Origin of the sequence: Streptomyces sp. NPDC007901 (genome assembly GCF_042959465.1) — a bacterium.
In the GTDB taxonomy this organism is placed as follows: Bacteria; Actinomycetota; Actinomycetes; order Streptomycetales; family Streptomycetaceae; genus Streptomyces.
In genome coordinates this window covers 754,769-779,848 of the sequence record NZ_JBIBKW010000003.1, presented here as the reverse complement: position 1 = coordinate 779,848, position 25,080 = coordinate 754,769, and the positions used below count along the sequence as shown (strand labels likewise).

Sequence of the window (25,080 nt, the reverse complement as noted above, 5' to 3'; positions counted from 1 at the left end):
CACTCTCCGGTGGACTGCTCGGGTGGCGAAAGTATGCCCTCTGTCGGCATGAATCCCCATGGCGCCGTCATGCGACTGGAACAAGGTCACATGCTCGGAGGAGACGGTCGAGCACGACGACCGACGACCGTGCACGCATCCTCCGGCGAGCATCTAGCGAAGCCTCCCACTGCTCGGTCAGGCCGGCCATGAGTCGCCTGCGCATGCCCGGGGTCACGTGGGCATAGCGTGCCGAGACCGAGCCGTCGATGTGGCCCATGCGTTCGTCCATGAGCACCTTCTCCGTGCCGAGGTCCTCCATGTTGGTGCGGTGGGAGTGGCGCAGGCCGTGGGGGGTGAGACCCGTGGCGATGGGAAGCCAGCAGGAGTCGGCGCGGTCCTGGGCGCTGCGGCCGCGGACCGGGACGCCGGGCCACGGGTCGCCGAGCAGGGGGACGGGGCGGGCCTCCTGGGGTGCTTTCTTCGGATACCAGCCGGAGGTGGCTGGCGTGAACAGCCAGGTGGCGAAGCCGTTGCGGCGCCAGTGGGCCGCGTTCTCCGTCGGGACGCCGCCACGCACGAAGTTCAGCTCTGCGATGGCGCGTTCCACCCGGGTGCGGGTCTCCTCACGTACACGATCAGGGTGGTTGAGGACGTTGGACACCGTCCCGGTGGACACACCTGCGCGACGGGCGACATCCACCAGCTTGGCGCCCTGGTGGCCTCCGGTCCGGGCTGTGCCCTGGCCGCGGAAGACGTACCGCTTGCCGTGGCAGGGACACGGGGTCGGCTTCGTACGGGCGAGGTGGTCGGCGACCAGGGCGGACAACCAGTCCATCGCGTCGATGGTTCGGTAGCTGTCGTCCTTGGGCGGGCAGCGGATCAGCTCGCCCGAGTCGAGCTCGTACAGCTGGTGCTCCACACGGATGGTGCCGGGGCGGGCGAACTCGATCTCCAGGCCGACGATCTCGCCCCACCGCATGCCCGTGTAGCCCTTGAGGATCACGGCGACGAACTCGTCGTCGCGGCCGGACAGCAGGGCGGCGCGCTCGGCGATGAGCAGCAGGCCGAGTGGGTCGGTGATGACCTTCTCGGGTCCGCGATCGCGGGAGCGGCCGGCGCGTTTGCCGCGCCCGCGCCGTTTGGCGGCCGGATTGGACGCGATGAGGCCCTCGTCCACGGCGTCTTCCAGGATCAGGTGGAGCGTCGAGTGCCACGTCTTGACGCTGGAGACCGCGTAGACGGCCTTCTCCCGCTTCTCCCAGGCGTCCACGTCCGTGCGGAGGATGCCAGCCAGGGCCTTGGCCTCGAACTCGGGGAGCAGGTGCTCCTCGATGTGGCGCCGGTAGTTCTGCATGGTGGACGCGGCCAGGTCCTGGGCGTCGTACCAGCGGCTGGCGTACCCGCCGAACGTTTCCTGGCCGGCCGCCGGGTCGCGCCAGGTGCCCCGGCGGACCTTGGCCTCTTCCTCGTCGGCGGCCTGCTTGGCCTCACGCTTGGTGGCGTACTTGACCACCGCGCCCGTCGGGTCGACGACGGTGCCGTACTTGCCCTCGCTGACCTTGTACCTGGCGCGCCAGTAGGTGCCGCGCTTCTCGGGGAAGCCCACGCTTCGGTCTCCCTCCCTTCTGTTGTGTGGTGGGTGCTGCTAAGCGGCCGCGCCGTACTGGGACCTGCGGGGCGGTCGGGCCCGCAGGCGTGGGGCGGAGGAGGTGGCGGGCTGCGCCCGGCGACCGGACTGCGTCGGGGCCATGGGCTCTTCCGACGGCTTTGCCGGTGGGCGCGTGCGGTGGGCGCTTTCCGCTGCCGGCTCCTCGTTGAGGCGGATGATGTCAGCGAGGTGCCCTGCGGTGAAGCGGTACGCGCGGCCGACTCGGGTGTGGGGTATCAGGCGCCGGCGTGCCCGGTCCTTGACCCACCAGGCCGAGCAGCCGAGCTTCTCGGCGATCTCCTCGGGGCGGTAGAGACGAGGGAGTGCAGCTTCGCCGTCCATTCGGTGCGGGAGGCGTGCGAGGGCAGGGGACATCGCGGGGTGGGGCAAGTGGAACGATTCCTTACTACTCGGTGGCGAGGGCGCGGTCAGCGGTGCTGGGCGGCTCGGCTCAGGTGGCGTTCGGTCCCCGCAGCAGGACGAGGGGGGAGACGAGAAGGGCCTCGGCGATGGCGACGAGGTCGTCGACGTCGCAGCGCCGCTGGGCGCGTTCGATTCGAGACAGCATCGTGTTGGACATCGGGCGGCCAAGGGCCGAGACGCGTTCGGCCAACTGACGCTGGGCGAGACCGCGTTCGGTGCGGAGGAATTCTATGGTGCGGGCGGTTCTTATACCTGCCGGTCCTATTTCCAGGGAACGTGCTGCCATGACTCCACTTGTAGCTTGCATTCGCCGGTTTCGGTAACCGGCGATCGTCGGCTATGTTGCCCTCGGTTTCGCACGGCGAGCAGGGGGCGGCGCACCGTCTCGACCAGGTGACACACGGCCCCACACACACGCTTCGATGCACTTCTGACGTGGGATGTTGTGTTGTAGCTTGCCGCTCGACGGCACGTCAACGGCTGCTCGGTGTGATGCTTCTGGCTCGGTCGGCAGGGCAACTATTTGGTCAACAGCGGATCGTGCCCTACGGTTTTGGTCCCGCCCGCTGTCCCACCTGATTTCCCGCGGTCTTTCTGCCGTGAGAGATTGCGTCGGATTGGGCTGGACTTGCGCGGCCTGGGTGTGGCTATGTTGACGACACCCCCGGAAAACGCAGCCGGCTCTCGGCGTGCCCGCGCCAACAGCCCGCCCCCGCCGTTCGAATCCCACCCCGACCGACGGTGAGCCGTGGTGTCCGCCCACAGGCCACCGAGTGAGGACCGCCCCGCTCTTGGCACGAATCCGCACCATCAAGCCCGAAGCCTTCGTCTCCGAGTCCCTGGCCGCCGTCTCCCTGACCGCCGAACGCACCTTCTTCGGCCTGCTCACCCAGGCCGACGACCAGGGCCGCCACCGCGACCACGCGGCGATCATCGCCGGGCAGTTGTGGGTCCTGCGCCCCGAGCACACGCCCGCCGAGGTCGAGAAGGACCTCGCCCAGCTCGCCGACTCCGGGCTGATCTGCCGCTACAAGGGGCCCGATGACAGGCGCTACCTGCATGTCGTCACCTGGAGCCGGCACCAGAAGATCAACCGGCCGAGCAAGAGCAGGATCCCCGCCTGCCCGCGCCACGGCGCCCTGGCCGGAGTCACGCCGGGTGTCATGGCGGACGGCTTCACCGAGTCCTCCCTGCCGCCTCACGGAGCCCTCCGTGACGACGCAGGCAGGGGGCACGAGTCCGCACCGACTCCTGGCACCGATGACGAACTCGCAGGTCAGAGCGGATTCACTGAGCCCTCCGTGAGGGCTCACGAAGAGCGCACGGAGCCGGGGGTGAAGCCTCACCGTCCGGATCTAGGACCTAGGACCGTGGATCTAGGAAATACCCCTTCGGGGGGCGCAAGCGCCCCGGCGCCCGACACCGTCTCGGCCAAGCAGCTTCTTGCCGAGTACGTCGCCGGATGCAATCACCGCCCACCGGACGACTTCCTGGGGCACCTGGGCCGGCAAGTGCGCAAGCTGCTCGCCGAGGGCATCGCCCCGGCCCACCTCCGGGCCGCCCTGGAACGCCACCGGGCCAAGGGCATGCATCCCAGCGTCCTGCCCAGCCTCGTCCACGAGGTCATGAACGCCGGCGTCCCAACCGCGCCCGCCGTCCACAGGGCGTGGACAAACCCCACCGACATCGTCGCTGCCTACGGAGATGAGCTCTGACCGCCACCCTCACCCGCGCACCCCAGCGCGTCGGCCCGCTCGCCGACCGGCTGAACGGCATTCTGGCCGGCCGGGGCATCGACCCCGCCGCCGCTGCCGGCGAGGAGCCAGCGCCCCAGCCCGTGACCGCCCTGGAGATCGCCGACGCCCGCATCCCCGCCCGCTACCGCCGGGCCCTGGCCGACCACCCGCAGATCACCGCCTGGGCCGACCAGATCGCCGACGCAGGACGCCCCGGCCCTGGCGGACCGGGCATCGCCGAAGGCCCGTCGCTGCTGATCGCGGGCCCCACGGGTACGGGCAAGACCTACCAGGCGTACGGCGCTGTCCGGGCTCTCCTGAGCCGAGGTGTGCGCCTGCGGTGGGAAGCGACCACCACCGCCGACCTCTACGCCCGAGCGCGCCCCCGCGCCGGCCACGACGCGGAACGCGACCTGCAGAGCCTGGCTCGCTGCCCGCTGCTGCTCCTGGACGATCTCGGCGCGGCCAAGACCAGCGAGTGGACCGAGGAGCTCACGTACCGGCTGGTCAACCACCGGTACGAGCACATGCTCCCCACCCTCATCACCACCAACCTCCCCACCGCCGAGCTACGGGCCACCCTGGGCGACCGCGTCGCCTCCCGCCTCGCCGAGATGACCGAGCGCGTCATCCTCACCGGACCCGACCGACGCCGCACCCCGTCCGTCGTCTGACCGGGAGACTCCCTCCCCATGCCCGTCCGTCGTGTGAACGGGGACGGTCCCCGCAAGCACCGCCGGGACCCTGCACTGGGGACGGGGACCGAACCCGCCGTATCGGGAAGTGATGCCCGGTCCCCGTGATCGCCCCGACCGGGACGGTACGGGGACGGTCCCCGCACAAGCACCGTTCGGAAACACTGCGGGGACCGAGGAGGACGGGACGGGGACCGTGCCGTAAGCGCACCGCTGACCGGCAACCGCACTGCGGGGACCGGTCCCCGCAAAGCACCTGGTCAGTGGGCATATTTCAGTCTCCACAACGGTCCCCGAAGGCGGGGACGGTCCCCGCAATCCACCCCGGCATTTTGGGGACCGTCCCCGATGAACACCGGGACGGTCCCGCTGACGCCGTGTCACGGGGACGGTCCCCGAAGAGCGTCACGCCCTCACCTCGCGCAGCTTGGGGACCGTCCCCTCACTGCTTCGGGGACCTGTCCCCACGGTCCCCGATCTCCAGCGGAGGCCGACCGGGATACCCACTCCCTCCACCCGGTCTCAGCCCTGCTCGTCACCCGTCCGATCCGACATCCAGGCCAGCCACCCCAGCTCGATCTCACGCCACGCACACCCCACGGAGAACCTCACGTGCACAACCCGCACCATGAACAACCCACCGCCCAGGAGAAGACGACCACCACGCCCGCCTCGCGCACAGCAAGTTGGAGGTTGGGACACTCCCCCGCAGGGGGCGCGTCCCAACCCGTCTCCGCCCCGGGGGTGGCGGAGACGGAAGACCGACGCCAGGGGGCGCCGGTCGGGCAGGGCGCGGCCGAGGGCGGACCGCACCAGAGCGGGAACAGGCGGAGCACCGCTCCGTCGCCGGGCAAGCCGCGCCCGCGCCCCCGCAAGCCTCGGCAGCGACCGGCCGTCAGTGTCCGGCTCAGTGACAGCGAGAGGTCGCTCGCCGAGGCCGGTGCCCGCGCCGCGAACCTCACCCTGGCGGGTTTCCTCGCCCAGTCCGGCCTCGCCGCCGCCCGTGACCTGACCGGAGTCACCGCCGCCATCGCCGACAACCGGCATGTCCTGCAGGAACTGTTCGCCGCCCGCCGTGCCCTCACCCAGTACGGCAACCTCCTCAACCAAGCCGTGGCGGCTCTCAACTCCGATGCGGACGTCCCGCACCTGAAGGACCTCATCGGCCGCGTGTCCCACACCCGTGACCGCACCGACGAAGCCGTCCGACGGTTCATCGCCCTGATCGACCCGAGCGGTTCCGATCCCCGCCCCACCCGGAACCAGTACGGCGAGGCCGCGTGATCCCGAAGATCCACAAACAGGGCAGCAATACCTACGGGCTCCTCAACTACCTCTACGGCAAGGGGACCAAGGAAGAGCACGTCGACCCGCACCTGGTCGCCTCCTACGACGGCTCCGCCCCCGACCCAGGCCGCGACGAGGCAGCCACCCTCACCGCCCTCCAACAGATCCTCGACCAGCCCCTGCACCTCCTGGAGGACGACCAGCGCCCGCCCAAGCACGTCTGGCACTGCTCGGTACGCGCCGCACCCGGCGACCGCGTCCTGTCCGACGCCGACTGGGCGGACATCGCCCGACGCGTGGTCGCCGCCACCGGAATCGACCCCGGCGACGGCGCGGGGTGCCGCTGGGCTGCCGTCCGGCACGCCGACGACCACATCCACATCATCGCCACCCTTGTCCGAGAGGACGGATGCCGTCCGGATCATCACCGCTCGGGCAAGCGTGCCCAGGACGAAGCCCGCCGCATCGAGGCCGACTACGACCTGCACCGCGTAGCCCCGGGCGACGGCACCGCACCCAAGCGCCCCACCAGCGCCGAACGCCACAAGGCCGACCGACAGGGACGCGAGCGCACCGCTCGGGAAGAACTGCGCACAGCGGTCCGCCGAGCCGCAGCCGGTGCAGCCGACGAAGACGAGTTCTTCGCCCGGCTGCACGCGACCGGGCTCCTCGTCCGCCGGCGAGTCGCCCCCTCCGGAGACCTGCTCGGCTACAACGTCGCGCTCCCGGGCGATCACAACAAGGCCCACGAACCGATCTTCTATGCCGGTTCGACGCTCTCGGCCGATCTGTCCCTGCCGCGGATCCGCGAGCGCTTCGCCGCAGCTCCCGCCACGCGACACGAACAGTCGACACGCCAGGGGACAAGCAGTGACCGGCGGGCACCGTCGGCTCCCGCCACCGCTCGACGGTCCGCCACTCACGCCACCTGGGCGGCACTCCTCAACCTCGACCAGGACGGCGATGGTGCCGCGGCGGCCCGCATCACCGCCACCGGCGAGATCCTCGACGCCGTGGCCCTCACCAGTGCCACCGACAATCGCCGCCATCTCCAGGACGCGGCCTGGGCGTTCGAACGCGCCTGTCTCTCCCACACCCGAGCGGAACACCGCCACGCCCGAGCGCTACGGCAAGCCGCCCGCGACCTGGTCCACAGCGGTCCCACCAGCAGTCGAGGAGAGGAAGGCGCCAACACCGCCTTGCTGATCGACACGCTTTTCTTCCTGGCCCTCGCCGCCGCTCATTGGCACGCCAAGCACCGGCACGCCCAGCAGGCGGAGGCTGCCCGCCAGGCAGCCGTTCATCTGCGCGCCGCATACGCCGCCGCGGCCGAAACTCCGATCACCCTGTTGAGAGAGCAGGGCAGACAGATCATCAAGCCGGTCAGCGACTGGTACGCCGCGCAACTCCGGGTGGCCCTCCCCGCCCAGGCCGACATGGTCCTGGCCGAGCCCGGTTGGCCGGCGCTCGTCGCCACCATGGCCCAGGCCCAACAGTCCGGTCGGGATCCACGAACGCTCCTGGCGGAGGCCGCCAACCTGCGAGAGCTGGACAGCGCATCCTCCGTCAGCGATGTCCTCGTCTGGCGCCTGCGCCACCTGGCAGATCTGCCGGCTGACCCCAGCACGCCGCGTCACGACACGAACTCCCGTCCAAACCCGGCCACCACGCCAGTGCCGTCGCAGCCCGTCAGAACGCGACCTCGTCGATAGACGAACACGGCCGCCCGAAAACGCCAGGCCGGACCGACACCACACGCGCATTGCGTCCTGACCCAGCGCACAGCAGGCTGGTCAGGCACCGCGCAGGGCCGCCCGTTCCGCGTTGAACTGGGCCCCGGCCAGGAGTGCGAGATTGGACAGCCACAGCCAGACGAGGAAGGCGACGATACCCGCGAGGGACCCGTACAGACGGTCGTACGTGCCGGCGTAGGCGGTGTAGAGAGCGAACCCCGCGGAGGCCAGGAGCCACAGGGCGACGGCGAGCATGCCGCCCACGGCCCGGTGGCGCAGACCGTACGCGGTGGTCTGCCCCGAGCGGAACAGAACCAGGACCAGGATGGTGACGAGGCATGCCAGCAGCGGCCATTTCAGGATGTTCCACGCGGTGACGCCGGCGCCGTCCACCCCCATGATCCGGCCCGCGGCACGGGCCGCGTCACCGGTGAGGACCAGGGCCAGAACGCTGGAGACAAGCAGCGTCAGCAGCACGAGCGCGTTGATCACGGTCAGAGGGGCTTTCTTCCACAGCGGGCGGCGGTCCCTGACGCCGCTCATGGCGTGGAGGGCCCGGCGGAAGACGCTCAGGTAGCTGGAGGCCGACCACAGGGCGGCCACGGTGCCGAAGACGGCCAGCAACCGGGCCGGAGTCTGCTGCTCGGCCAAGCTCTGCAAAGCCCGCAGAATGGCCGGACGCGACCGGGACGGCACGACGGCAGCCACTTGGTCGGCCAGATGCTGACTGCCCGGCGTGCCGACCAGCCCGATCACTGAAAGCGTCACCAGCAGGGCGGGGAAAACGGTCAGCACCGCGTAGTAGGTCAACGCGGCGGCCCAGTCCGTAGCGTCCTCGTTCCACAGCGCCGCAGGTGTCCTGCGGAAGGCGATCCACCAGGCACGCCCACTCCGCCCTGCCGCCGCCGGGCGAGGCCACCGGGTCGCTGATCGCGAAGGCTGATGAATGGTCACGCGGTGTCCCGTCGGTCAACGCACACGACAGCCCCGCACCCAACGGCGTCACGTGCGGGGTGTGCGGGCGGGGGTGGATACGCTCGGCTGACAGAGCCAGAGTAAGGGTGCCGGCAGAGGGCCGTCAGCGCAGTCCGCGGGCGGGCCGCGCCGGACTCGGTCCGGCAGGCCCAGGCTCCGGACGCGCTCGCGGCAGTGCACCGCCTCGCCGTGCGGGGAACCGGCTTGGATGGTGGGGCTGTTGTCGCCGCTGAAGACCACGACCGGGCAGGAACCCGAAGCGGTAGAGGTCGGCGGCCTGCTCCAGCACCGGCGCTCCCCGGCCGACCTTGCGGATGCCCTCGATGCCGCCTGGCCGATGGTTCACCCCGAACTCGCGTGCCACTTGCGGCACCTGGCCGAGGACCGAAACCGTCTTTCCCGGCGCACCGCATCGAGCATCGGGAGGCACCCGCGCCCGTCGCGACCGAGCCTCACTCAAACTTGCATGATGCAAAGATGTCGAAACGATCCAGCCACGAGCCCGTAACACTGTGAAGGATTCACGCATACCTGTCGGAGTCCGGGAAGGCGAGCGGGCGCGAGGCAACGCGCGCGCCGAACCGAGGGACTTCAACCCATGCAGAGACAGACCGCCCTGACTTGCCGTCACCTAGCTGTACCAGCCTGCGCCGGCGGCCTTGCGGCGGGGGCAGGACGAGCGACTCGGTACAGCAAGGCCGAGGGGTGCGGCACCCTGGCGGGCCGGCTCAGGATGCTGCCCGAGCCCCAGCGCAGTGTCGAAGCGGGGAAGGGCGGACAGGCCGACGCCTTCGAACTGAGCGAGAACTGGCCGAGCGGTTTAGCCGGAACGAACAAGGGCCACAGCCCAGCAGGGCACCTTCCCCGTCGAATTCCAGAAGATCACACCGCCAGGGGAACGGTACGTCGCCGTGCTCTGTGCGTAGGACTTGACTGCCGCCACATGTCCCCGGCGACGCCGAAGGGCGGGCGACAGTGCAGCCCTTGAGGCGGGGACGGAGTTCGTGTGGCCGGACCTCACCGACTCCGTGCCGGAGCCTCCCGTGGCCGGTATCGGGGTGTATACGACCGTCAAGGCGACCGTACCGGGCTCGCTGTTGGGTGCGGGGGTCTCGTTCCGTTCGGCCCGGCCACGGGATCCGGATGGCCCGTGGCTCGCTGAACGCAGAGGGGCGTAGTCGGTTCCTCCTCTCTGCAGGGTGTTCGTCTGCCGCCTCGGCTACGGCGTACCCGAGACCGTACACAGGAACCTCGTGGAGACACGCGAGGCGCTGCACCAGTCCGCCCTCCCGGGCTCCCCGGCGTCGACGTGTGCCCCTTGGTCCCGCACCGCCCGCCAGCCAGTCCGTCGCCGTACGAAACCGCGCGGCCCCGCCAGCCCACCGCTCCCGACCGAACACGGATCCATGCCCTCTTCTTCCCCGACCTCACCCGCATGTCACGGCTCCCCGGTCATCGACCACCCGAGCGTCGGCGACGGCCCCGCCATCTGGCGCCTCGCCCGCAACTCCCGGGTTCTCGATCTGAACTCGCCCTACAGCTACCTCCTGTGGTGCCGCGACTTCGCCGACACCTCGGCGGTCGCCCGGCACGAGAGGACCGGCGAACCGATCGCGTTCGTCACCGGCTACCTCCGGCCCACCCGGCCGCAGACCCTCGTGATCTGGCAGATCGCCGTCGACGAGGCGCACCGGGGGCAACGCCTGGCCGCCGCCCTCCTCGACGAACTCACCGCACGGGTCAGCGCACGGCACCCGCTCACCACGCTGGAGACCACCATCACCCCGGACAACGCCGCGTCCCTCGCGCTGTTCGCCGCGTACGCGGCGCGACACCGTGCGGACGTTGAGCGGACCGTCCTCTTCGGCGGCGGGCTGTTCCCCGGTGCCGGCCACGCACCGGAAGTGCTGCACCGCATAGGCCCCCTGTGCCCGCCGGCCGACCATCCGGCGCCGACCGCTCACTGACCAGACAAGACCCCGCACCGTCGCTTCACCCCGTGAGGAGATCCATCCGCATGACCACAGCGCAGACACCTCTGAGCACGTTCGAACTGCTCGAATCGGAGGTCCGCAGTTACTGTCGCGGCTGGCCCGTGGTCTTCGACCACGCTCGCGGCAGCCAGCTGTGGTCCGAGGACGGCCGCCGCTACCTGGACTTCTTCGCCGGAGCCGGATCCCTCAACTACGGTCACAACAACCCGGTCCTCAAACGCGCTCTGCTCAGCTACCTGGAGCGGGACGGCGTCACCCACGGCCTGGACATGGCCACCACCGCCAAGCGCGACTTCCTCGAAAGCTTCCAGAAAATCGTTCTCGGTCCTCGCCAGCTGCCCTACAAGGTCATGTTCCCGGGGCCGACGGGGACAAACGCCGTCGAGGCCGCGCTCAAACTGGCACGCAAGGTCAAGGGGCGGGAATCGGTCGTCTCCTTCACCAACGCCTTCCACGGAATGTCCCTGGGTTCCCTGGCCGTCACCGGCAACGCCTTCAAACGGGCGGGAGCGGGGATCCCACTGGTCCACGGCACGCCGATGCCGTTCGACGACTACCTGGACGGACAGGTTCCCGACTTCCTCTGGTTCGAGCGGCTCCTGGAGGACTCCGGCTCCGGCCTCAACCATCCCGCGGCGGTCATCGTCGAGACGGTGCAGGGTGAGGGCGGGATCAACGTGGCCCGGCCCGAATGGCTTCGCGCGTTGTCCGCGCTGTGCGCACGCCACGACATGCTGCTCATCGTCGACGACATCCAGATGGGCTGCGGCCGTACCGGGGCCTTCTTCTCCTTCGAGGAGGCGGGCATCACCCCGGACATCGTCACCGTCTCGAAGTCCATCAGCGGATACGGGCTGCCCATGGCGCTCACCCTCTTCCGCCCCGAACTCGACCTGTGGGAACCAGGCGAGCACAACGGAACCTTCCGGGGCAACAACCCGGCCTTCGTCACCGGGACCGCCGCCCTCCACACGTACTGGGCGGACGGGGAGCTGGAACTGCGCACCGCACGCCTCGGCGAGCAGGTCGAGCAACGACTGCTCGCCCTCTGCGCCGAACACCAAGGCACCGCCTGCCGGGGCCGCGGCCTGGTCTGGGGCATCGAGTTCGACGACCCGGCACGGGCCGCCGCCATCTGCTCACGCGCCTTCGAACGGGGCCTGCTCCTGGAGACCTCCGGGCCCGAGGGGCAGGTCGTCAAGCTGCTGCCGCCGCTGACCGTGCGGGAGGCCGAACTCGAAGAGGGTCTGGACATCCTCGACCGGGCCGTTCTGGCGACGCCCTGAGCCCGTTCGGGTCACCGATCCATCTCCCCATTCCCCATCCACCCACACAGACGAGGAACGAGGACCCCAGTGATCGTCCGATCGCTCGCGGACATGGAGAACACCGACCGCCACATCAGGTCGAAGTCCGGCACCTGGGAGAGCAAACGCATCGTGCTGGCCCGCGAGAAGGTGGGCTTCTCCCTGCACGAGACCGTGCTGTACGCCGGCACCGAGACCACCATGTGGTACGCGCACCACGTGGAGGCCGTCCTTTGCGTCGAGGGCGAGGCCGAGCTCACCGACGAGGAGACCGGCGAAACCCACCGGATCACGCCGGGCACCCTGTACCTCCTCGACCGCCACGAGCGGCACACCCTGCGCCCCCGGACCGACTTCCGGTGCGTATGCGTGTTCAACCCGCCCGTCACCGGCCGCGAGGAACACGACGAGAACGGCGTCTACCCCCTGCTCACGGAGGACTGAACCCATGACCACACTCACCGACGTCTACCCGAGCCGCGGCCCCCGCGAGACCACGACCCCGCGCCAGGATCCGGTGGTCTGGCCGGAGCCCGGACACCCCGGCCCCCTCACCGCCGACGACCTGCACGGCTACGAGCAGGACGGCTTCCACGCGGTCGACCAGCTCATCACCCCGGACGAGGTCTCCGGGTACCGAGCCGAACTGGACCGGATGCTCGCGGATCCGGCCGTACGGGCCGACGAGCGCACCATCGTCGAACCCCGCTCGGGAGACATCCGGTCGGTCTTCGAGATCCACCGCGTCAGCGAGGTATTCGCCCGTCTCGTACGCGACGAGCGAGTCGTGGGCCGGGCCCGGCAGATCCTCGGCTCCGACGTCTACGTCCACCAGTCACGGATCAACGTGAAGCCCGGCTTCGGCGCCTCCGGCTTCTACTGGCACTCCGACTTCGAGACCTGGCACGCCGAGGACGGCCTGCCCAGGATGCGGACCGTCTCTGTGTCGATCGCGTTGACGCCCAACCTCGACACCAACGGCGGTCTCATGATCATGCCGGGTTCGCACCGCACCTTCCTGGGATGCGCGGGAGCGACCCCGCGCGACAACTACAAGAAGTCGCTGCAGATGCAGGATGCCGGAACCCCTTCCGACGGCGCCCTCAAGGAGCTGGCCAGCGCACACGGCATCCGCCTCTTCACCGGCCAGGCCGGCTCTGCGGTGTGGTTCGACTGCAACGCCATGCACGGATCGGGCGACAACATCACCCCCTACCCCCGCTCCAACGTGTTCATCGTCTTCAACAGCGTCGAGAACACCGCGGTCGAGCCCTTCGCCGCCCCCATCCGCAGGCCGGAGTACATCGGGGCCCGCGACTTCACGCCCGTACGGTAAGCACGGCGCTGGTGGTGTCCCGGTGCCGGCACCGGGACACCACCAGCAGCGGCGTCTGCCGGCGATGGCCAACCCGTCCCACTCCAGCAAGCCCTTTTCCAATCACGGCGGACCTTGTCAGGGACACCGCCAACCGATCGGCGTGAGCGAGGCAAGCGGCGTCCGGCCGCCGACCGGAACGTGCCACGACGTAGCGCGGCTCCCGAGCGCGCTCTACATCATCGGGATACAGGTCATGGCCGTTTTGCGATTGTTCATGACGCTTTATCGCAGCGCCTCCTAACGTGAACCTCTCCAGGCACCGACCGGGCGGCCCACCTGTGGGAACGGCTGCGAGGTCTCGTAGCGACTGTGTTCAGGGGGCGGCGTGAAGGCATCACGTCAGGTGTACGACTCCGTAGCGGCGGACGTGGCGGATGCGGCGCGGGGAATGCTCGACCGGGCCGCCGCCGTCGCGCCGGAGCAGGTCATAGCCGAACGCCGGGCGTTCGAGATGCTCTGCGCGGCCTACTTCAGCGATCCGGAACGGGCACTGGCGCCCAGCGCCGGGGCCCGCCGGGGCGGCCCGCTGGGATTCGGCATGCCGGATGCCCAGCAGTTGCTGACCCCCGTGTTCCTGGCCGCGGCGTCGGCCGTGGGAACGTACCTGGGCGAGAGGGCGGTCGGCGCATCGCGCGGGTTGCTGCGCAGGGTGTTCACTCCTTCGTCCGCCGGAGCCTCCGCCGAAGAGGGGGCTCGGGGCTCGGGTTCGGAGGGGGAAGCGGAGGAGCCGGTCGAGACAGTGCGCCTCGCTCCCGAGCAGTGGCGCGAGGTACGGCGGATCGTGACGCACACGCTGATGCACCGTGGCGGCATGTCGCGGGACAGGGCGGAACTCATGGCCGCGGCGGTGGTGGGAGACGGGCTGGCCGGCCAGACGCCCCGGTGACCGAAGACACCGGGGACTTCGGCGACGACGCGCACCGCACGATCCCCGCCCGTCCCGCGACAGTGGCGGGACCGTCTCTGCGAGCCAGAACGGACCTGCGGTTCGCGATCCTGGTCGCCGCGGTTCTGGCGTCGAGCGTCGTGGCGTTCAGCGTGGTGTGCGCCGCGCTGCCGTCCACAGAGACTCTCTTCCGGAACGGGATCCGCCCCTGCCTCGCCCGGATCGATCCGGCGACCGCCTGGATCACGGATCCGGGCGATCATCTGAACACACAGACCGCGATGGCGAACGCCTGCGCACGGCCGTACTTCCTGCACGAACTCGGCTGGATCGCGACCGGGCTCATGGCCGAGCTGGCCGTCGCCCTCCTCCTCTACGCGCTCCACCCCTGGTGGCCTACCGCGAGCATCCGTCTGCCGCAGTGGTCCAGGAAGGTCCGACTGGCCGGAGACGAGAACGCCGACGTACTGAAGGAACTGAACGCGCTGGCCCACCAGGCCGGGCTGTCCCGTTCCCCCCTCTGGCTGGTGGACCCCTACGCCACCACATCCGGCGGCCGGGCGTACGGCCTCCCGGGACGCCCCCGGGTCTGTGTCGACATGGGTCTGCTGATCCGCTACGACCTGGACCGGGGCGGCTTCCGAGCCGTCGTCAGACACGAACTGGCCCACCATCACCACCGCGACATCGGACGCACCTATCTCACCGTCTCGCTCTGGTGGGCGTTCGTCACCACGGCACTCGCGCCCTGCGTACTGTTGTCCCTCTGTCCCCAGGCTCTGTCCAACGCCGGGAGCGGGCTGCGCGGGACCCTGTCAGCGGGAGCCGACGGAAAGCTGGCGCAACGGCTGGTCGCCCTGGCGGTACTGAGCGCCATCGCCTACCTCGCCAGGAACATGATCCTGCGTGCACGCGAACTGCACGCGGACACGCTCGCGCACACGTGGGACGTCACAGGGGCCGCCCTTCCTCGTGTGGTGCGCGACCTCCCCTGGCCGCCGACGGGTACGGCACGGCGGCGGATTCCGGCCAGGTGGCGATGCTGGGCAGCTCGTGTCGGTACCCATCCCAGCCCCGAGCGGCGAGTGGCGGCGATGAGCGACTCGGCGCGGCTGCTGCGCACCGGAGCCTGGGAGATGGCCGGCCTCGGCCTCCTCACCGGCTTCGCCCTGCACAATCTCGCGCTGCTCACGGGGAGTGCCGCGGGGCGCTATGTCATCGTCGCGCTGACGCTGTTGGCGCTGCCCTTCGGCGTCGTCCTCGCTTCGTCGCTCGCCTCGGCGCTGGCCGTAGCGAACGCCGTCCGTCAGGAGACAGATGTCCTGGAGACCGCCGGTCCATGGCGTGACGTCCTTGTCCTGCCGACCGCGCTCACGACAGGTGCGGTGGGAAGCCAGCCGTTCTCGCTGGTAGCGGCCGATATGGCGACCGTCACCCCAGCCCCCGGCCTGTACGCCCTGATCGGGCTCGTCCACCTGGTGATCCTGCTCCCGCTCGCCCTGTGGACGTGGTCGGCGCTCCGCCGTCTTCCTGCGCCGGGAGCCAATGGAATGTCATGGACCCGCACGCGCGTGATCATCACCACTGCCGGTGCCGTCTGGGGACCGCTCTGGGCCACGTGGCAAGCCCAGGCGTGGTATCCGGCCGCCCTCACCATGGCGACCGTCGACACCGCGCCCACCACGGGCGGGACAATCGGCTGGTACGCCGCCCTCACCGGCCGACTCGCCGACGCCTACTTCTATTACCCCCTCGTGCTCGTCCGCGCCACCCCTCTCCTTCCTGTCGGGCTCGTCCTCGCCTGGGCAGTGCCGCTGCTACTGGCCGGCCGACGGCACAGGTCACTCGCCCCGGCCCAGGGCACCGGAAGGGCCCTGGCAGTAGGCGCGGCCGCGGGCCTCGCAGCCGTCGCAGCCGGAATCGCCCTGCCCTGGGCCGCTCGTGCCGTGTTGCCGCCGGAGGTGCGTCGGGTCGGAGACCCGGCGTACCTTCTCGGCTCCCTGCCTTTCCCTGTCGTGTACGCGGACACGTACACGGCGATCACCGCGTTGCTCCAGGCAGCCGCGGTGGTGGCGACCGTGCTCGTCTGCCGCAGGCTGCGGCCCGTGTTGGGCCCGCTGGCCATGACCGTCACCGCCGTACTCGGCACAGTGGGTTTGTACGTCAGCCGGGGAACACTCCTGTGCGTGGCAGCCGCCGACGCCGAACCGGACGCCTGCGGCCTAAAGGCGTTCCTGCCGGATGCCGACATGGCTTTCCATCTGCGCGAGACGGTCGCCTGGGGAGTGGTCGCCGCTGTCCCGGCCGCGCTGCTCGGCACCGCGGTCAGGGTGCTCACCGAGCGCTGCCGACGGCGGCCGGAGGCGACGACGGACACCGAGCGCGCAGACACTCCCCGCCGTTGGCCCAGGCTTCAGCCGCCGGCCCTCGGGCTGCTGGCGATGCTCTCTTTGGCGTGCGCTGCCGCAGGAGTTCCCCAGGACTACCGCGTCTGGAGGCCGACGGCTCCCGTAGCGGCCCCACGCACACCCCTGAACGGTCGTTCGTCCCCTGCGTCCAGCTCGTCCGACGGGACGAACGACCCTTGTCTCCTCGGCAGCTGGCTCGTGTCTCCCGCCAGACAACGCGTACGCGTCGAGGGGAGCCAGGTGTGGTTGACGGGCGAGGGCGGCACGTGGACGTTCCGGTCCGACGGCACCTTGATCATCGACTACGGCAACGAGGCCCAGGAGACAGCGACTCTCCACGGGCGCCCCGTGACCCTGCGTGCGAGCGGTAGCGTCACCACTCACTACCGCACGGCGAAGGACACGATCGGCTACTACGGTTCGGCTGTACGCCGCCCAGGCGAGCTCACTCTCCGAGTCGCCGGAACCGACGTCATCCGCGAGAGCCTCACCCCGGCTTTCACTCCTGACCACTACACCTGCGCGGGCAGCACGGCTCACCTGTCTCCCACGTCGTCGGCAACCGACTCACCGTACGAGCTGACACTTGTCCGGCAGTCCTCGGAAGAGGGCTGACCGGGGCGTGGAGGGGACTGGGGCGATCCAGCGGCCGGCATCGGCGATCCGCACATAATCGGAGAGGACCTCGACCGGGCGACCGCCTGTGTGCGCACCCGTACGGCCTGAGACCGACCGGTCGTTGCCGGTGGCCCGCGGGGCGAGTGGACGCACGCCGGTGTGGTGGGGCGGGATCCGGCCGGTCGCCGGGAACGTCGGACACGAATCAGGTTGAAGGGGCTGGCTGACCTTCCTGCACCCAGCTCCTCCCGGCCCTCGAAAGGAGATCGGTGGCGCGAGGGGTCCGGAGAGCTCAAAGCGCATGCGGCGCCAGCTTGCGCTCACCGTCAATGATCTACTCGAAGCCCCGCGGCTGATCCTTGGCCCACCACAGGAACGCGGCGGAGTGCTGCTGGTTGGCGAAGCCCTCGCCGACGAGGGTGTGCAGGAGGTCGTTGCTCCAGAGGATGAGCCGGCCGAGGGTCCAGTTCACCGACTCGGGTGCCGGCAGTTCAAGTCCGTACACGGCCCGGGCTATCTCGCGCTTGCCGCCCGCCAGCGTCGTGTACTTGAGGATCGACAGGAACCGCTCGGGCTGCACCACGCACAGAACTCTGGTGAGAAGCGCCTCCTTGAAGCCGGTCATCGCGAACGGCTTCACACCGGATAGCAGTTGCTGAAGCCGGTCTTCCAGAGGTAGCCCGTCGGGCCCGTACAGGAGGTACTCGATCGTGCTGCGGGTCGACTCTCCCGCCTCGGCGTCGCCCATGAGGTTCCAGGCAGAGTTGAAGGTGGCCTGGTTGCCGGGGTGGGCTCCGACATCGGAGTTGGCGAAATCCTTGAGGACCCTGGGGTCACAGGTGCTCAACCCGTCCGGGGAGAAGACCTGCTGGTACTTCGCCCAGTAGGCGGCGACCTGCGGGTCGAAGTCGGGCCTGGTGGCCAGGTACTCGGCCTTGAGCCGGGCCGCCCGTTCCAGCCACCGGGGCTCGACGTCCTCGGGTTTCGGGAAGCGTGCCTTGAGGTCACCGAAGGAGCGGACCCGGTCCTTCTTCGGGAGGACCGACTCGCCGTGCTCCCACTCGTACCCGCACCGGTGTTTCACGACCCGGCGCCCGTCGTCCAGGGCACGGACCAGTTCGATGTCCTCGTCGTCGCTGCACAACGGGCACATGACCAATGCCATGATCCCCCCCCACTCTGTCGGTCTCCGCACCGCAGGCCGGTGTGTCCTTCGCCCGGGGGCCGCATCGTGCGTCCGGCCGCGCCAGCCGCCGGTAAGTGGCAGACCCGGGAAGCTCCCCGAAAACCCATCTTGGCATAATGCAAAGATGGCTGCCACAACCACACGCAGGCACATCCTTCTCGCAGTGCCCCTGTCCGTGGCACTCGCTGTCCTGACAGCAGGGTGCGCGAGCAGTCCTTCCTCCTCCCGTACCGGCGCCTCTGCTTCCGCGTCCAGCGGAGACCCGGCGGTCCCGGGCCGCATCCATGTGGAAGTCGCCGACATCGACTTGACGATCGCGGACGCCGTCGCGCACCTGGACCACTCGGGCGACGGTTCGCTCAGCATGGAGGTGCGCAACGACGACGACGTCCCCGAACACCTCGGAATGGTCGCAACCCCGGGCGGCGGACGAGGCGTGCTGGTCGGCGGGAAATCGGCAGAGGGCGATGGTTCTCTGTCCACCGCCGGCATCCTGCTGATGAGTGACACCACCGTCACCTTCGGCGGCAAGGGAGACCCCTACGTCCTCCTGCACAGGGTGCACGGTGTCACCGCCGCGCACACGCTTCCGGTGGCCCTGCAGTTCGGCGTGGCCGGACTGGTCAGGTTCCAGGCCCGGGTCGCCTCACCCTGACACCCCTGGCCGATACCCGCGCGAGTGACCCGACTCCGTCGCGGCCCCGGTGAAGGCCACTTCCAGTGCCTGGGCACGGTCTGCGTAGCCGGTGATCCGTGTGATCAGGCCGCCGGTGACGTCGAAGACGTGGTAGCCCACCTTCTCCGGGGCGGCCGGTGGCACCGTGCCGTGGATCCGAAGTCCGAGAACGACGGCCGTCGGGTAGGTGAAGGTCTCCTCGGTTGTCGCCCGCAGGCCCAGCGCGTGGAGACGGGAAAACCGGCTCAGGACGTGGGAGCGGGCGTGGCAGCCGGTGTCGCCGCCTTCGGGCGGGCTCCAGTGCACGTTCGGGTGCAGGAGGTCGGCCAGCATGAGGCAGTCGGCGGTTTCCAGGGCTTCGCGCAGGCGAGCGGTGACAACGCTCGGACCGGGGCTGGGAATTGATGACATCTAACTCTCCGCCTGTGGGGTCTGCTCGCCGGAACTCCCAGCGTGCCTGGTCGGCTTGACCTGACGAGAGCGCGTTCCGGTCGACTTCGCCGTTCCCGCCCAGGCCGGTACCGCGGCGAGTTGACGCAGGCGCGGTCGTTGCCTGCCAGCGAGTGCCGTGCCGGCGACGTGGTCCGTTCCGGGCAGGTCGGCGAGCCGCAGGGCGAGTCGGCGCAGCCGCAGTTGCCGGGGTGTGGCGGGGACGAACCAGCGGGCGGTCCTGCGGGCGGAGCGCTGCCTGCGGGCGACCACGGGGCGCCAGAGCCTTTCGTATCCGGCGAGTGCCTCCTCGATACTGCGGGACCCGGCGAGTTGATCGGCGAGGACATAGGCGCCGGCGATCGCCAGCGAGGCACCCTGCCCGGCGAGCAGGGACACGGCCTGGCAGGCGTCGCCGACCAGGACGACCCGCCCGCGGCTCCAGGACGGCAGGACGGTCTGGGCGACCTGGTCGTAGTAGAGCTGCGAGGACGGCGGGCAGCCTGCCAGAGCTCGGGGCACGAGCCAGCCCAGCGAGCCGTACTCGTGGCGCAGAGCGGCCCGGGTGTCGTGCGGCGGGCGGGGATCGGAGGCTCGGTGCACGGCGAACGCGGCGACCTTGCCGTCCCGCAGTGCGTACAGGCCCATCTGTCTGCCGACGGTGTCGGTGAGGCAGAAGCGGTCGCCGAGTTCCGCGTGTGCCTCGGGGTCGTCGAAGGTGAACGCGGCCGTGTGATAGCCCAGGTGCCGTACGTATTGCGGCTCTTCACCGAAGGCCAGCGCCCGCACGGTGGAGTGGATGCCGTCGGCCCCGATCAGGAGGTCGGCGTGAAGACTGCTGCCGTCGGTGAGCATGACGCGGACCCCGTAGGCGCTCGTGTCGATGCGTGCCGGGCCGACGCCGAAGCGCAGGCCGACGGCGAAGGACAAACGTTCCCGCAGAGCGAGTTCGAGGTCGGACCGCATGATGCTCAGCAGGCGCCCGTCCAGGGATCGGGCGAACCGGTCGTAGCCGAGCCTGGCACGGCACCGGCCCTGGTCGTCGACGAAGGCCGCCCTGGAGATCGGATAGCTGAGTTCTTCCAGCCAGGGCAGGACACCCATGGCCTCGGCGGCGTCGTAGCCGGGGCCGAAGAAGTCGATCATGTACCCCTCGGTGCGGGGCCGCGGCGCCTTCTCCAGGACCACGACCTCCCAGCCGAGCGCGTTATGCAAACGGCCGGCGAGCGCGAGCCCCGCGATACCGGCTCCGCAGATCACTGCTCTCATCGGTGTACGTCGCCTCTTTCGCTCCGGGGACTGGGGCAGGCCAACCCCCTCTCTACTTTTGCACTATGCAAAGCTCTGCTGTCAAGGATGCCCCGCACCGGGCGACGCGGAACCGGAAGACGCCCCAACGGCTCTACGCCCGCCCAGTACATCGGACGGCGGCCGGCGGACAGGGGCAGCGGCCTGAGGGCCGAACCCAAGATCTTGACGCTTCCCTGACGCCACACTGATGGCCCTTTGACGTAGCGTCGAAGGCGGTGTGCCGGGAAGACGGGTCGGCGAAGTGTCCCTGGTGAGCCATCCGTGGTGCGTGCTGCGGACGTCAAGGAAGTTCTTCGCGTGACCCTCTCGAAGTCGGCTGCCGCCGTCACAAGCGCCCCGCCCCCCGCCCTGAACCGGCGCGGCCCCCGCCGTTCCATCCTGTTCTTCGCGTTCGCCTTCGCGGTGATCGCCGACCCCGTCTCCTCGGTCGCGTACGCGATCGAGGCGGCACTGCGCGCCCTGCACGGCGACCTCGCGCTGCTGTTTCCGACCATGAGCCTGGTCATCGGGCTCGTCGTGCTGGTCACCGCGAACTACTGGCAGTTGGTACGGCGCTTCCCCAAGGGCGGCGGTGCGCGGCGGCTGCCGGGCGGGCGTTCGGCGCTCGTTGGACGTTCCTGCCCATCGGCGCCCTGGTCGTCGACTTCGTGCTGACCATCGGCATCTCGATCGCGGCCGCGGCAAGCCGGGGCACGCTCGCCCTGCTGCTGGTCATCGTCGGCGGCCTCACCCTGGCCCTGACCGCCCTCGCCGTGCGCCTGCACATCGGCATTCCCGGCGCCGACTCCACCCAGATCGCCGACATCGCGCACGCCGCCGCCGGACCGGGCTGGCCGTACGGCGCCTTCCAGCTGACCAGTTCACTGCTGCTGCTCGCCGCGGCCAGCTCCTCCTTCCAGGCCGGACCCGGACTGCTGAAGGCCCTGTCCGGTACCGCCGAACGGCCCGGCGTACTGCCGCCGGTACTGGGCCGGACCAACCGCCACCACACCCCGTACTGGTCGGTCGTGGCCTACCTGGCCGCCGCCGCACTGATCATCGTCGCGGCCGCCGGCCAGGAACAGGAACTCGTCCTGTTCTACGCGGTCGCCGTCTTCGTCAGCTTCCTGGTCGGCCTGCTCGCCATGGCACGCTTCGCCCACCGGGAGCGGAAGGCGGCCCTGGCCTGGATGAACGGCCTCGCCGCCGTGGCCGTCGCCTTCACCCTCGCGGTGAACCTGCTGCGCGGCTGGCCCATCCTCTCCCTGGCCGCGACCCTGCTCGTCGCGGGCGCCCTGTACGCCCGGTGGACGCGGGCCGGACGGCCCACGGACATCGAGGACATCGAGGCTCGCGCCGAAGCAGGCTGACTCCCACAGCGCGGGATACGGCGCCGCAGGACCGCTCGCGCATACCACCCCCTTGACTCGCTTTGCATAATGCAAAGATATGGGAGTGAAATCGACGAGCGCCATACCGGCGGCAACGGACGGAAAGCAAGTGCCCACCAACGTAACGAGTGGTTTGCCGCGTACACCGAGCCTCTGGGGGCTGCGGACCGCCCCATGGGGTCTTATGGTGCTCGCCGTGGTGATCGGCGCGGGTGCCGGCGCAGGCTCCATCGTCTTCCGCTGGTGCATCAAGACCTTCACGCACCTCTTCTCCGGCCACTCCGACTACGCGGCGTCCCCGGGGACGGCCAACGCGCACGTGCCGTGGCTCGGCCCGTACTTCGTGCTGCTCGCGCCAGTAGTGGGCGGCCTGCTCTACGGCCCCCTGGTGAACCGGTTCGCCAAGGAGGCGCGCGGACACGGGGTGCCCGAGGTGATGCTGGCCGTCGCCCAGCGCGGCGGGCGGATCAGCCCCAAGGTCGCCGTGGTCAAGACGCTCGCCTCCGCCCTGTGCATCGGCTCGGGCGGTTCGGTCGGCCGCGAGGGCCCCATCGTGCAGATCGGCTCAGCGCTGGGCTCCACCCTCGGCCGTATGGCGAAGGTGACCGAGGGCCGGATGAAACTGCTGGTCGCATGCGGTGCCGCGGGCGGCATCGCGGCCACCTTCAACGCACCGCTGGCCGGGGTGTTCTTCGCCATGGAGCTGATACTGGGCACCTTCAGCGCGGAAGCCTTCGGCGCCACCGTGCTGGCCAGCGTCACCGCGAGCGTCATCGGGCGCGCCGCTTTCGGGAACGTCGCCTTCCTGCGGCTTCCCGGCTTCCGGGTGGATCACCTGGCCCAGTACGGGCTGTTCGCCGCGCTCGGGGTGGGGGCCGCGGTGGCCGGTGTGGGGTTCTCCCGGTTCCTGTACCTGGTCGAGGACGCCTGCGACTGGCTGTGGCGCGGCCCCGAGTGGCTACGCCCGGCGGTCGGCGGACTGGCACTCGGACTGGTTCTCCTCCTCCTGCCGGAGATGTACGGCGTCGGCTACCCGGTCCTGCAAAAAGCGACCGAAGGCGGCTACGCGATCGGTTTCCTGCTGCTGTTGCTGGTGGGCAAAATGCTGGCGACCAGCCTGACGATCGGCATCGGCGGCTCCGGCGGCGTCTTCGCACCCAGCCTGTTCATCGGGGCGATGCTCGGCTCCGCGTACGGCATCACCGTCCACCACCTGCTGCCCGGATCGGCCGGTGCGGTCGGCGCCTACGCGCTGGTCGGCATGGGAGCGGTGTTCGCCGGGGCCGCACGGGCACCGATCACCGCCGTGGTGATCCTCTTCGAGCTCACCGGCGAGTACTCGATCATCCTGCCGCTGATGCTGGCGATCGTCCTGGCCACCGCGACCAGCCACCTGTTGTCGCACGACACCATCTACACCCTCAAGCTGCGACGGCGAGGCGTCGATCTCGAAGGCCCCGCACAAGGCGCGCGGCTCGGAAGCCAGCTGGTCGGTTCCGTGATGGAACCCCTGCCGTCCTCGCTGCCCGCGTCCACCACACTCGCGGACTCCGCCGATCTGCTGAGCCTCTCGGGCCACGGCGCGCTCCCGGTCGTCGACGACGCCGGGGAGTACATCGGCGTGGTCACGGCCCAGGCGGTCGCCGAGGCCCTGACGGAGGAGCCGGAGGCGGCCCCGGTCCAGGTCGGCGAGCTGGCGGAACCACCCGCCCCGGTCACCGCCGACCAGCCCCTCGCCCAGGCCCTGCACGCCCTGCTGGCAGCCACAGGCACCGGCATGCCGGTCCTCGACTCCGAGCAGGGCAAACCGGTCGGCTGGCTCAGCCACCAGAGCGCGCTGCGCGCGGTGCACGCGACGGCCTGAGGGCACGGCTACGAGGGTTCCAGGAGCCATACCATTGGATTTTGCATTGTGCAAAAATGGGTACAGGGGCCCCGACGGGTGACATCACTCCAGGGAGGTGCCATGCACAGCGAGCACACCCGGCGCTCCTACTCGTTCGTCTGCCTTGACTGCGGACACGGCTGGGAAGCCACATACGACATCGACGTGACCGTGGACGACCAGGGGCGGATCATCGCCACCTACCACCTCGGCGACAAGGCCGTCCCGTCGCCGCTGCAGTCGCCCCGCTGCCCGGCCTGCGAGCGCGGCAAGATACGCATCATGCGGCCGGGACGGGTGGCGACGGCACACCTGTACGAGACGTGACCGCGATGGAGCCGCATCATCAACCGCCCGGCTGGCTGGAGGCACTGGGCTGGGCCGGCCTGGCGCTCGCCACGGTGAGCGCCCTCGTGATCGCGGCCGACATGGCGCTCCGCGGATACCGGCAGCGCATGTGGATCATGCATCTGATCTACCCGATCACGGCCCTTTACTGGGGTCCGGCAGCCCTGTGGTTCTACGTCCGGCACGGTCGGCGCACCTCCCTTCCCGTCATCGAGCGGGAGGGCGAACTGGATCCGGAGAAGTCGCCACGGTGGGTGTCCTCGGCCAAGGCCATCAGCCACTGCGGTGCGGGGTGCGTCCTCGGCGACATCGTCGGCGAGTGGCTGGTGCGGGCGACCGGCATGACCGTCGCCGGCAAGCCGCTGTACGCCGACTTCCTGATGGACTTCGCCCTCGCCTGGCTGTTCGGCATCGGTTTCCAGTACTTCACCATCGCCCCCATGCGCGACCTCAGCGTCGCCCAGGGGCTGTGGGCCGCCGTGAAGGCCGACACCTTCTCCATCGTGTCGTTCCAGATCGGCCTGTTCGCAGGCATGTGGATCTACCAGGAGGCGCTCTTCGCACCGGGGCTGGCGAAGACCACGGCCGCGTACTGGCTGCTGATGCAGCTCGCCATGATCCTCGGCTTCTTCACGGCCTGGCCAGTCAACGGGTGGCTGGTACGGGCGGGCTGGAAGGAACGGATGTGACCACAGCAGCCGGCCAGAAGCCGCCCTCTCGCGTCTAGCATCATGCAATCTTTACCTAGAGCAAAGGTCTTCTTTCCATATCGCCTCCGTACGACGGGACAGTCACGCCGCCAGCA

The 25,080-nt window shown here is 69.8% G+C and carries 23 protein-coding genes; 16 read left to right on the top strand and 7 right to left on the bottom strand.

Annotation, left to right across the window (positions count from 1 at the left end; translation table 11 throughout):
• Positions 1-67: 67 nt before the first annotated feature.
• The 3 genes from ACFZDK_RS13795 to ACFZDK_RS13785 form a co-directional block, all read right to left on the bottom strand.
• Positions 68-1,588 carry a LacI family DNA-binding transcriptional regulator gene (locus ACFZDK_RS13795; RefSeq protein ID WP_390972257.1) on the bottom strand — a complete coding sequence of 507 codons (1,521 nt, stop codon included), beginning with the start codon at positions 1,586-1,588 and terminating at the stop codon, positions 68-70.
• A gap of 39 nt (positions 1,589-1,627) precedes the next feature.
• Positions 1,628-1,972, bottom strand: coding sequence for a helix-turn-helix domain-containing protein (locus tag ACFZDK_RS13790; RefSeq protein ID WP_390972256.1), 345 nt, complete (start codon positions 1,970-1,972; stop codon positions 1,628-1,630).
• A gap of 109 nt (positions 1,973-2,081) precedes the next feature.
• Positions 2,082-2,339: a helix-turn-helix domain-containing protein gene (locus tag ACFZDK_RS13785; protein ID WP_390972255.1), complete on the bottom strand. Its 258-nt coding sequence runs from the start codon at positions 2,337-2,339 to the stop codon at positions 2,082-2,084.
• 505 nt (positions 2,340-2,844) lie between these two features.
• Here ACFZDK_RS13785 and ACFZDK_RS13780 point away from each other — a divergent pair.
• The 4 genes from ACFZDK_RS13780 to ACFZDK_RS13765 all read left to right on the top strand — a co-directional run bounded on the left by ACFZDK_RS13780 (position 2,845) and on the right by ACFZDK_RS13765 (position 7,483).
• Positions 2,845-3,768 (top strand): hypothetical protein, encoded by a 924-nt coding sequence (locus ACFZDK_RS13780; RefSeq protein ID WP_390972254.1) that lies wholly within the window; start codon positions 2,845-2,847, stop codon positions 3,766-3,768.
• The gene (locus tag ACFZDK_RS13775; protein ID WP_390972523.1) at positions 3,765-4,463 is read left to right on the top strand and encodes an ATP-binding protein; all 699 of its coding nucleotides are present in this window, start codon (positions 3,765-3,767) and stop codon (positions 4,461-4,463) included. Before ACFZDK_RS13780 ends, ACFZDK_RS13775 begins: the two co-directional genes overlap by 4 nt.
• A 765-nt stretch (positions 4,464-5,228) precedes the next feature.
• Positions 5,229-5,768, top strand: coding sequence for a hypothetical protein (locus ACFZDK_RS13770; RefSeq protein WP_390972252.1), 540 nt, complete (start codon positions 5,229-5,231; stop codon positions 5,766-5,768).
• The gene (locus ACFZDK_RS13765) at positions 5,765-7,483 is read left to right on the top strand and encodes a relaxase/mobilization nuclease domain-containing protein (RefSeq protein ID WP_390972250.1); all 1,719 of its coding nucleotides are present in this window, start codon (positions 5,765-5,767) and stop codon (positions 7,481-7,483) included. Before ACFZDK_RS13770 ends, ACFZDK_RS13765 begins: the two co-directional genes overlap by 4 nt.
• An 81-nt stretch (positions 7,484-7,564) precedes the next feature.
• Here ACFZDK_RS13765 and ACFZDK_RS13760 read toward each other — a convergent pair whose 3' ends face one another.
• Entirely contained in the window at positions 7,565-8,458 is an 894-nt protein-coding gene (locus ACFZDK_RS13760) for a YhjD/YihY/BrkB family envelope integrity protein (protein ID WP_390972248.1), read from the bottom strand.
• Positions 8,459-9,885: 1,427 nt separating this feature from the next.
• Here ACFZDK_RS13760 and ectA point away from each other — a divergent pair.
• From ectA to ACFZDK_RS13730, 6 genes are all read left to right on the top strand, one after another.
• The gene (ectA, locus tag ACFZDK_RS13755) at positions 9,886-10,446 is read left to right on the top strand and encodes a diaminobutyrate acetyltransferase (protein ID WP_390972247.1); all 561 of its coding nucleotides are present in this window, start codon (positions 9,886-9,888) and stop codon (positions 10,444-10,446) included.
• A 50-nt stretch (positions 10,447-10,496) separates the two neighbouring features.
• Positions 10,497-11,759, top strand: coding sequence for a diaminobutyrate--2-oxoglutarate transaminase (gene ectB, locus ACFZDK_RS13750; protein ID WP_390972245.1), 1,263 nt, complete (start codon positions 10,497-10,499; stop codon positions 11,757-11,759).
• Positions 11,760-11,828: 69 nt separating this feature from the next.
• Entirely contained in the window at positions 11,829-12,224 is a 396-nt protein-coding gene (locus ACFZDK_RS13745; protein WP_390972243.1) for an ectoine synthase, read from the top strand.
• A 4-nt stretch (positions 12,225-12,228) separates the two neighbouring features.
• Positions 12,229-13,116, top strand: coding sequence for an ectoine hydroxylase (gene thpD, locus ACFZDK_RS13740; RefSeq protein ID WP_390972241.1), 888 nt, complete (start codon positions 12,229-12,231; stop codon positions 13,114-13,116).
• A gap of 367 nt (positions 13,117-13,483) precedes the next feature.
• Entirely contained in the window at positions 13,484-14,044 is a 561-nt protein-coding gene (locus ACFZDK_RS13735; protein ID WP_390972240.1) for a hypothetical protein, read from the top strand.
• Positions 14,041-17,067, top strand: a complete 3,027-nt coding sequence (locus ACFZDK_RS13730; RefSeq protein WP_390972239.1) for a M48 family metalloprotease — start codon at positions 14,041-14,043, stop codon at positions 17,065-17,067. Before ACFZDK_RS13735 ends, ACFZDK_RS13730 begins: the two co-directional genes overlap by 4 nt.
• A 337-nt stretch (positions 17,068-17,404) precedes the next feature.
• Here the strand turns inward: ACFZDK_RS13730 and ACFZDK_RS13725 are convergent, their stop codons facing one another.
• The gene (locus ACFZDK_RS13725) at positions 17,405-18,235 is read right to left on the bottom strand and encodes a hypothetical protein (protein ID WP_390972237.1); all 831 of its coding nucleotides are present in this window, start codon (positions 18,233-18,235) and stop codon (positions 17,405-17,407) included.
• A gap of 145 nt (positions 18,236-18,380) precedes the next feature.
• Between ACFZDK_RS13725 and ACFZDK_RS13720 the strand changes: the two genes are divergently transcribed.
• The gene (locus tag ACFZDK_RS13720) at positions 18,381-18,911 is read left to right on the top strand and encodes a hypothetical protein (RefSeq protein ID WP_390972236.1); all 531 of its coding nucleotides are present in this window, start codon (positions 18,381-18,383) and stop codon (positions 18,909-18,911) included.
• Here ACFZDK_RS13720 and ACFZDK_RS13715 read toward each other — a convergent pair.
• A complete protein-coding gene (locus tag ACFZDK_RS13715) occupies positions 18,903-19,343 on the bottom strand; it encodes a nuclear transport factor 2 family protein (RefSeq protein WP_390972234.1) in 441 nt (146 codons plus the stop codon). The two genes, ACFZDK_RS13720 and ACFZDK_RS13715, sit on opposite strands and share 9 nt — an antisense overlap.
• Entirely contained in the window at positions 19,344-20,630 is a 1,287-nt protein-coding gene (locus ACFZDK_RS13710; RefSeq protein ID WP_390972232.1) for an FAD-dependent monooxygenase, read from the bottom strand.
• Between the two features lie 339 nt (positions 20,631-20,969).
• Here ACFZDK_RS13710 and ACFZDK_RS13705 point away from each other — a divergent pair, with 339 nt between their 5' ends.
• The 5 genes from ACFZDK_RS13705 to ACFZDK_RS13685 all read left to right on the top strand — a co-directional run bounded on the left by ACFZDK_RS13705 (position 20,970) and on the right by ACFZDK_RS13685 (position 24,964).
• Positions 20,970-21,326 (top strand): hypothetical protein, encoded by a 357-nt coding sequence (locus tag ACFZDK_RS13705; protein WP_390972230.1) that lies wholly within the window; start codon positions 20,970-20,972, stop codon positions 21,324-21,326.
• Positions 21,320-22,021 (top strand): hypothetical protein, encoded by a 702-nt coding sequence (locus ACFZDK_RS13700; protein WP_390972228.1) that lies wholly within the window; start codon positions 21,320-21,322, stop codon positions 22,019-22,021. Before ACFZDK_RS13705 ends, ACFZDK_RS13700 begins: the two co-directional genes overlap by 7 nt.
• A gap of 205 nt (positions 22,022-22,226) precedes the next feature.
• Entirely contained in the window at positions 22,227-23,906 is a 1,680-nt protein-coding gene (locus ACFZDK_RS13695; RefSeq protein ID WP_390972227.1) for a chloride channel protein, read from the top strand.
• A gap of 102 nt (positions 23,907-24,008) precedes the next feature.
• The gene (locus tag ACFZDK_RS13690) at positions 24,009-24,254 is read left to right on the top strand and encodes a hypothetical protein (protein WP_390972225.1); all 246 of its coding nucleotides are present in this window, start codon (positions 24,009-24,011) and stop codon (positions 24,252-24,254) included.
• A 5-nt stretch (positions 24,255-24,259) separates the two neighbouring features.
• Positions 24,260-24,964 (top strand): DUF4396 domain-containing protein, encoded by a 705-nt coding sequence (locus ACFZDK_RS13685; RefSeq protein WP_390972521.1) that lies wholly within the window; start codon positions 24,260-24,262, stop codon positions 24,962-24,964.
• Positions 24,965-25,080: the final 116 nt, after the last annotated feature.

What these genes read in the sequence shown, in the direction of transcription:
- ACFZDK_RS13790 (WP_390972256.1), bottom strand. Translation starts at nt 1,972, where the DNA reads ATGGACGGCGAAGCTGCACTCCCTCGTCTCTACCGCCCCGAGGAGATC.
- ACFZDK_RS13785 (WP_390972255.1), bottom strand. Translation starts at nt 2,339, where the DNA reads ATGGCAGCACGTTCCCTGGAAATAGGACCGGCAGGTATAAGAACCGCC.
- ectA (WP_390972247.1), top strand. Translation starts at nt 9,886, where the DNA reads ATGCCCTCTTCTTCCCCGACCTCACCCGCATGTCACGGCTCCCCGGTC.
- ectB (WP_390972245.1), top strand. Translation starts at nt 10,497, where the DNA reads ATGACCACAGCGCAGACACCTCTGAGCACGTTCGAACTGCTCGAATCG.
- thpD (WP_390972241.1), top strand. Translation starts at nt 12,229, where the DNA reads ATGACCACACTCACCGACGTCTACCCGAGCCGCGGCCCCCGCGAGACC.
- ACFZDK_RS13725 (WP_390972237.1), bottom strand. Translation starts at nt 18,235, where the DNA reads ATGGCATTGGTCATGTGCCCGTTGTGCAGCGACGACGAGGACATCGAA.
- ACFZDK_RS13720 (WP_390972236.1), top strand. Translation starts at nt 18,381, where the DNA reads ATGGCTGCCACAACCACACGCAGGCACATCCTTCTCGCAGTGCCCCTG.
- ACFZDK_RS13715 (WP_390972234.1), bottom strand. Translation starts at nt 19,343, where the DNA reads ATGTCATCAATTCCCAGCCCCGGTCCGAGCGTTGTCACCGCTCGCCTG.
- ACFZDK_RS13710 (WP_390972232.1), bottom strand. Translation starts at nt 20,630, where the DNA reads ATGAGAGCAGTGATCTGCGGAGCCGGTATCGCGGGGCTCGCGCTCGCC.
- ACFZDK_RS13695 (WP_390972227.1), top strand. Translation starts at nt 22,227, where the DNA reads ATGGTGCTCGCCGTGGTGATCGGCGCGGGTGCCGGCGCAGGCTCCATC.
- ACFZDK_RS13690 (WP_390972225.1), top strand. Translation starts at nt 24,009, where the DNA reads ATGCACAGCGAGCACACCCGGCGCTCCTACTCGTTCGTCTGCCTTGAC.
- ACFZDK_RS13685 (WP_390972521.1), top strand. Translation starts at nt 24,260, where the DNA reads ATGGAGCCGCATCATCAACCGCCCGGCTGGCTGGAGGCACTGGGCTGG.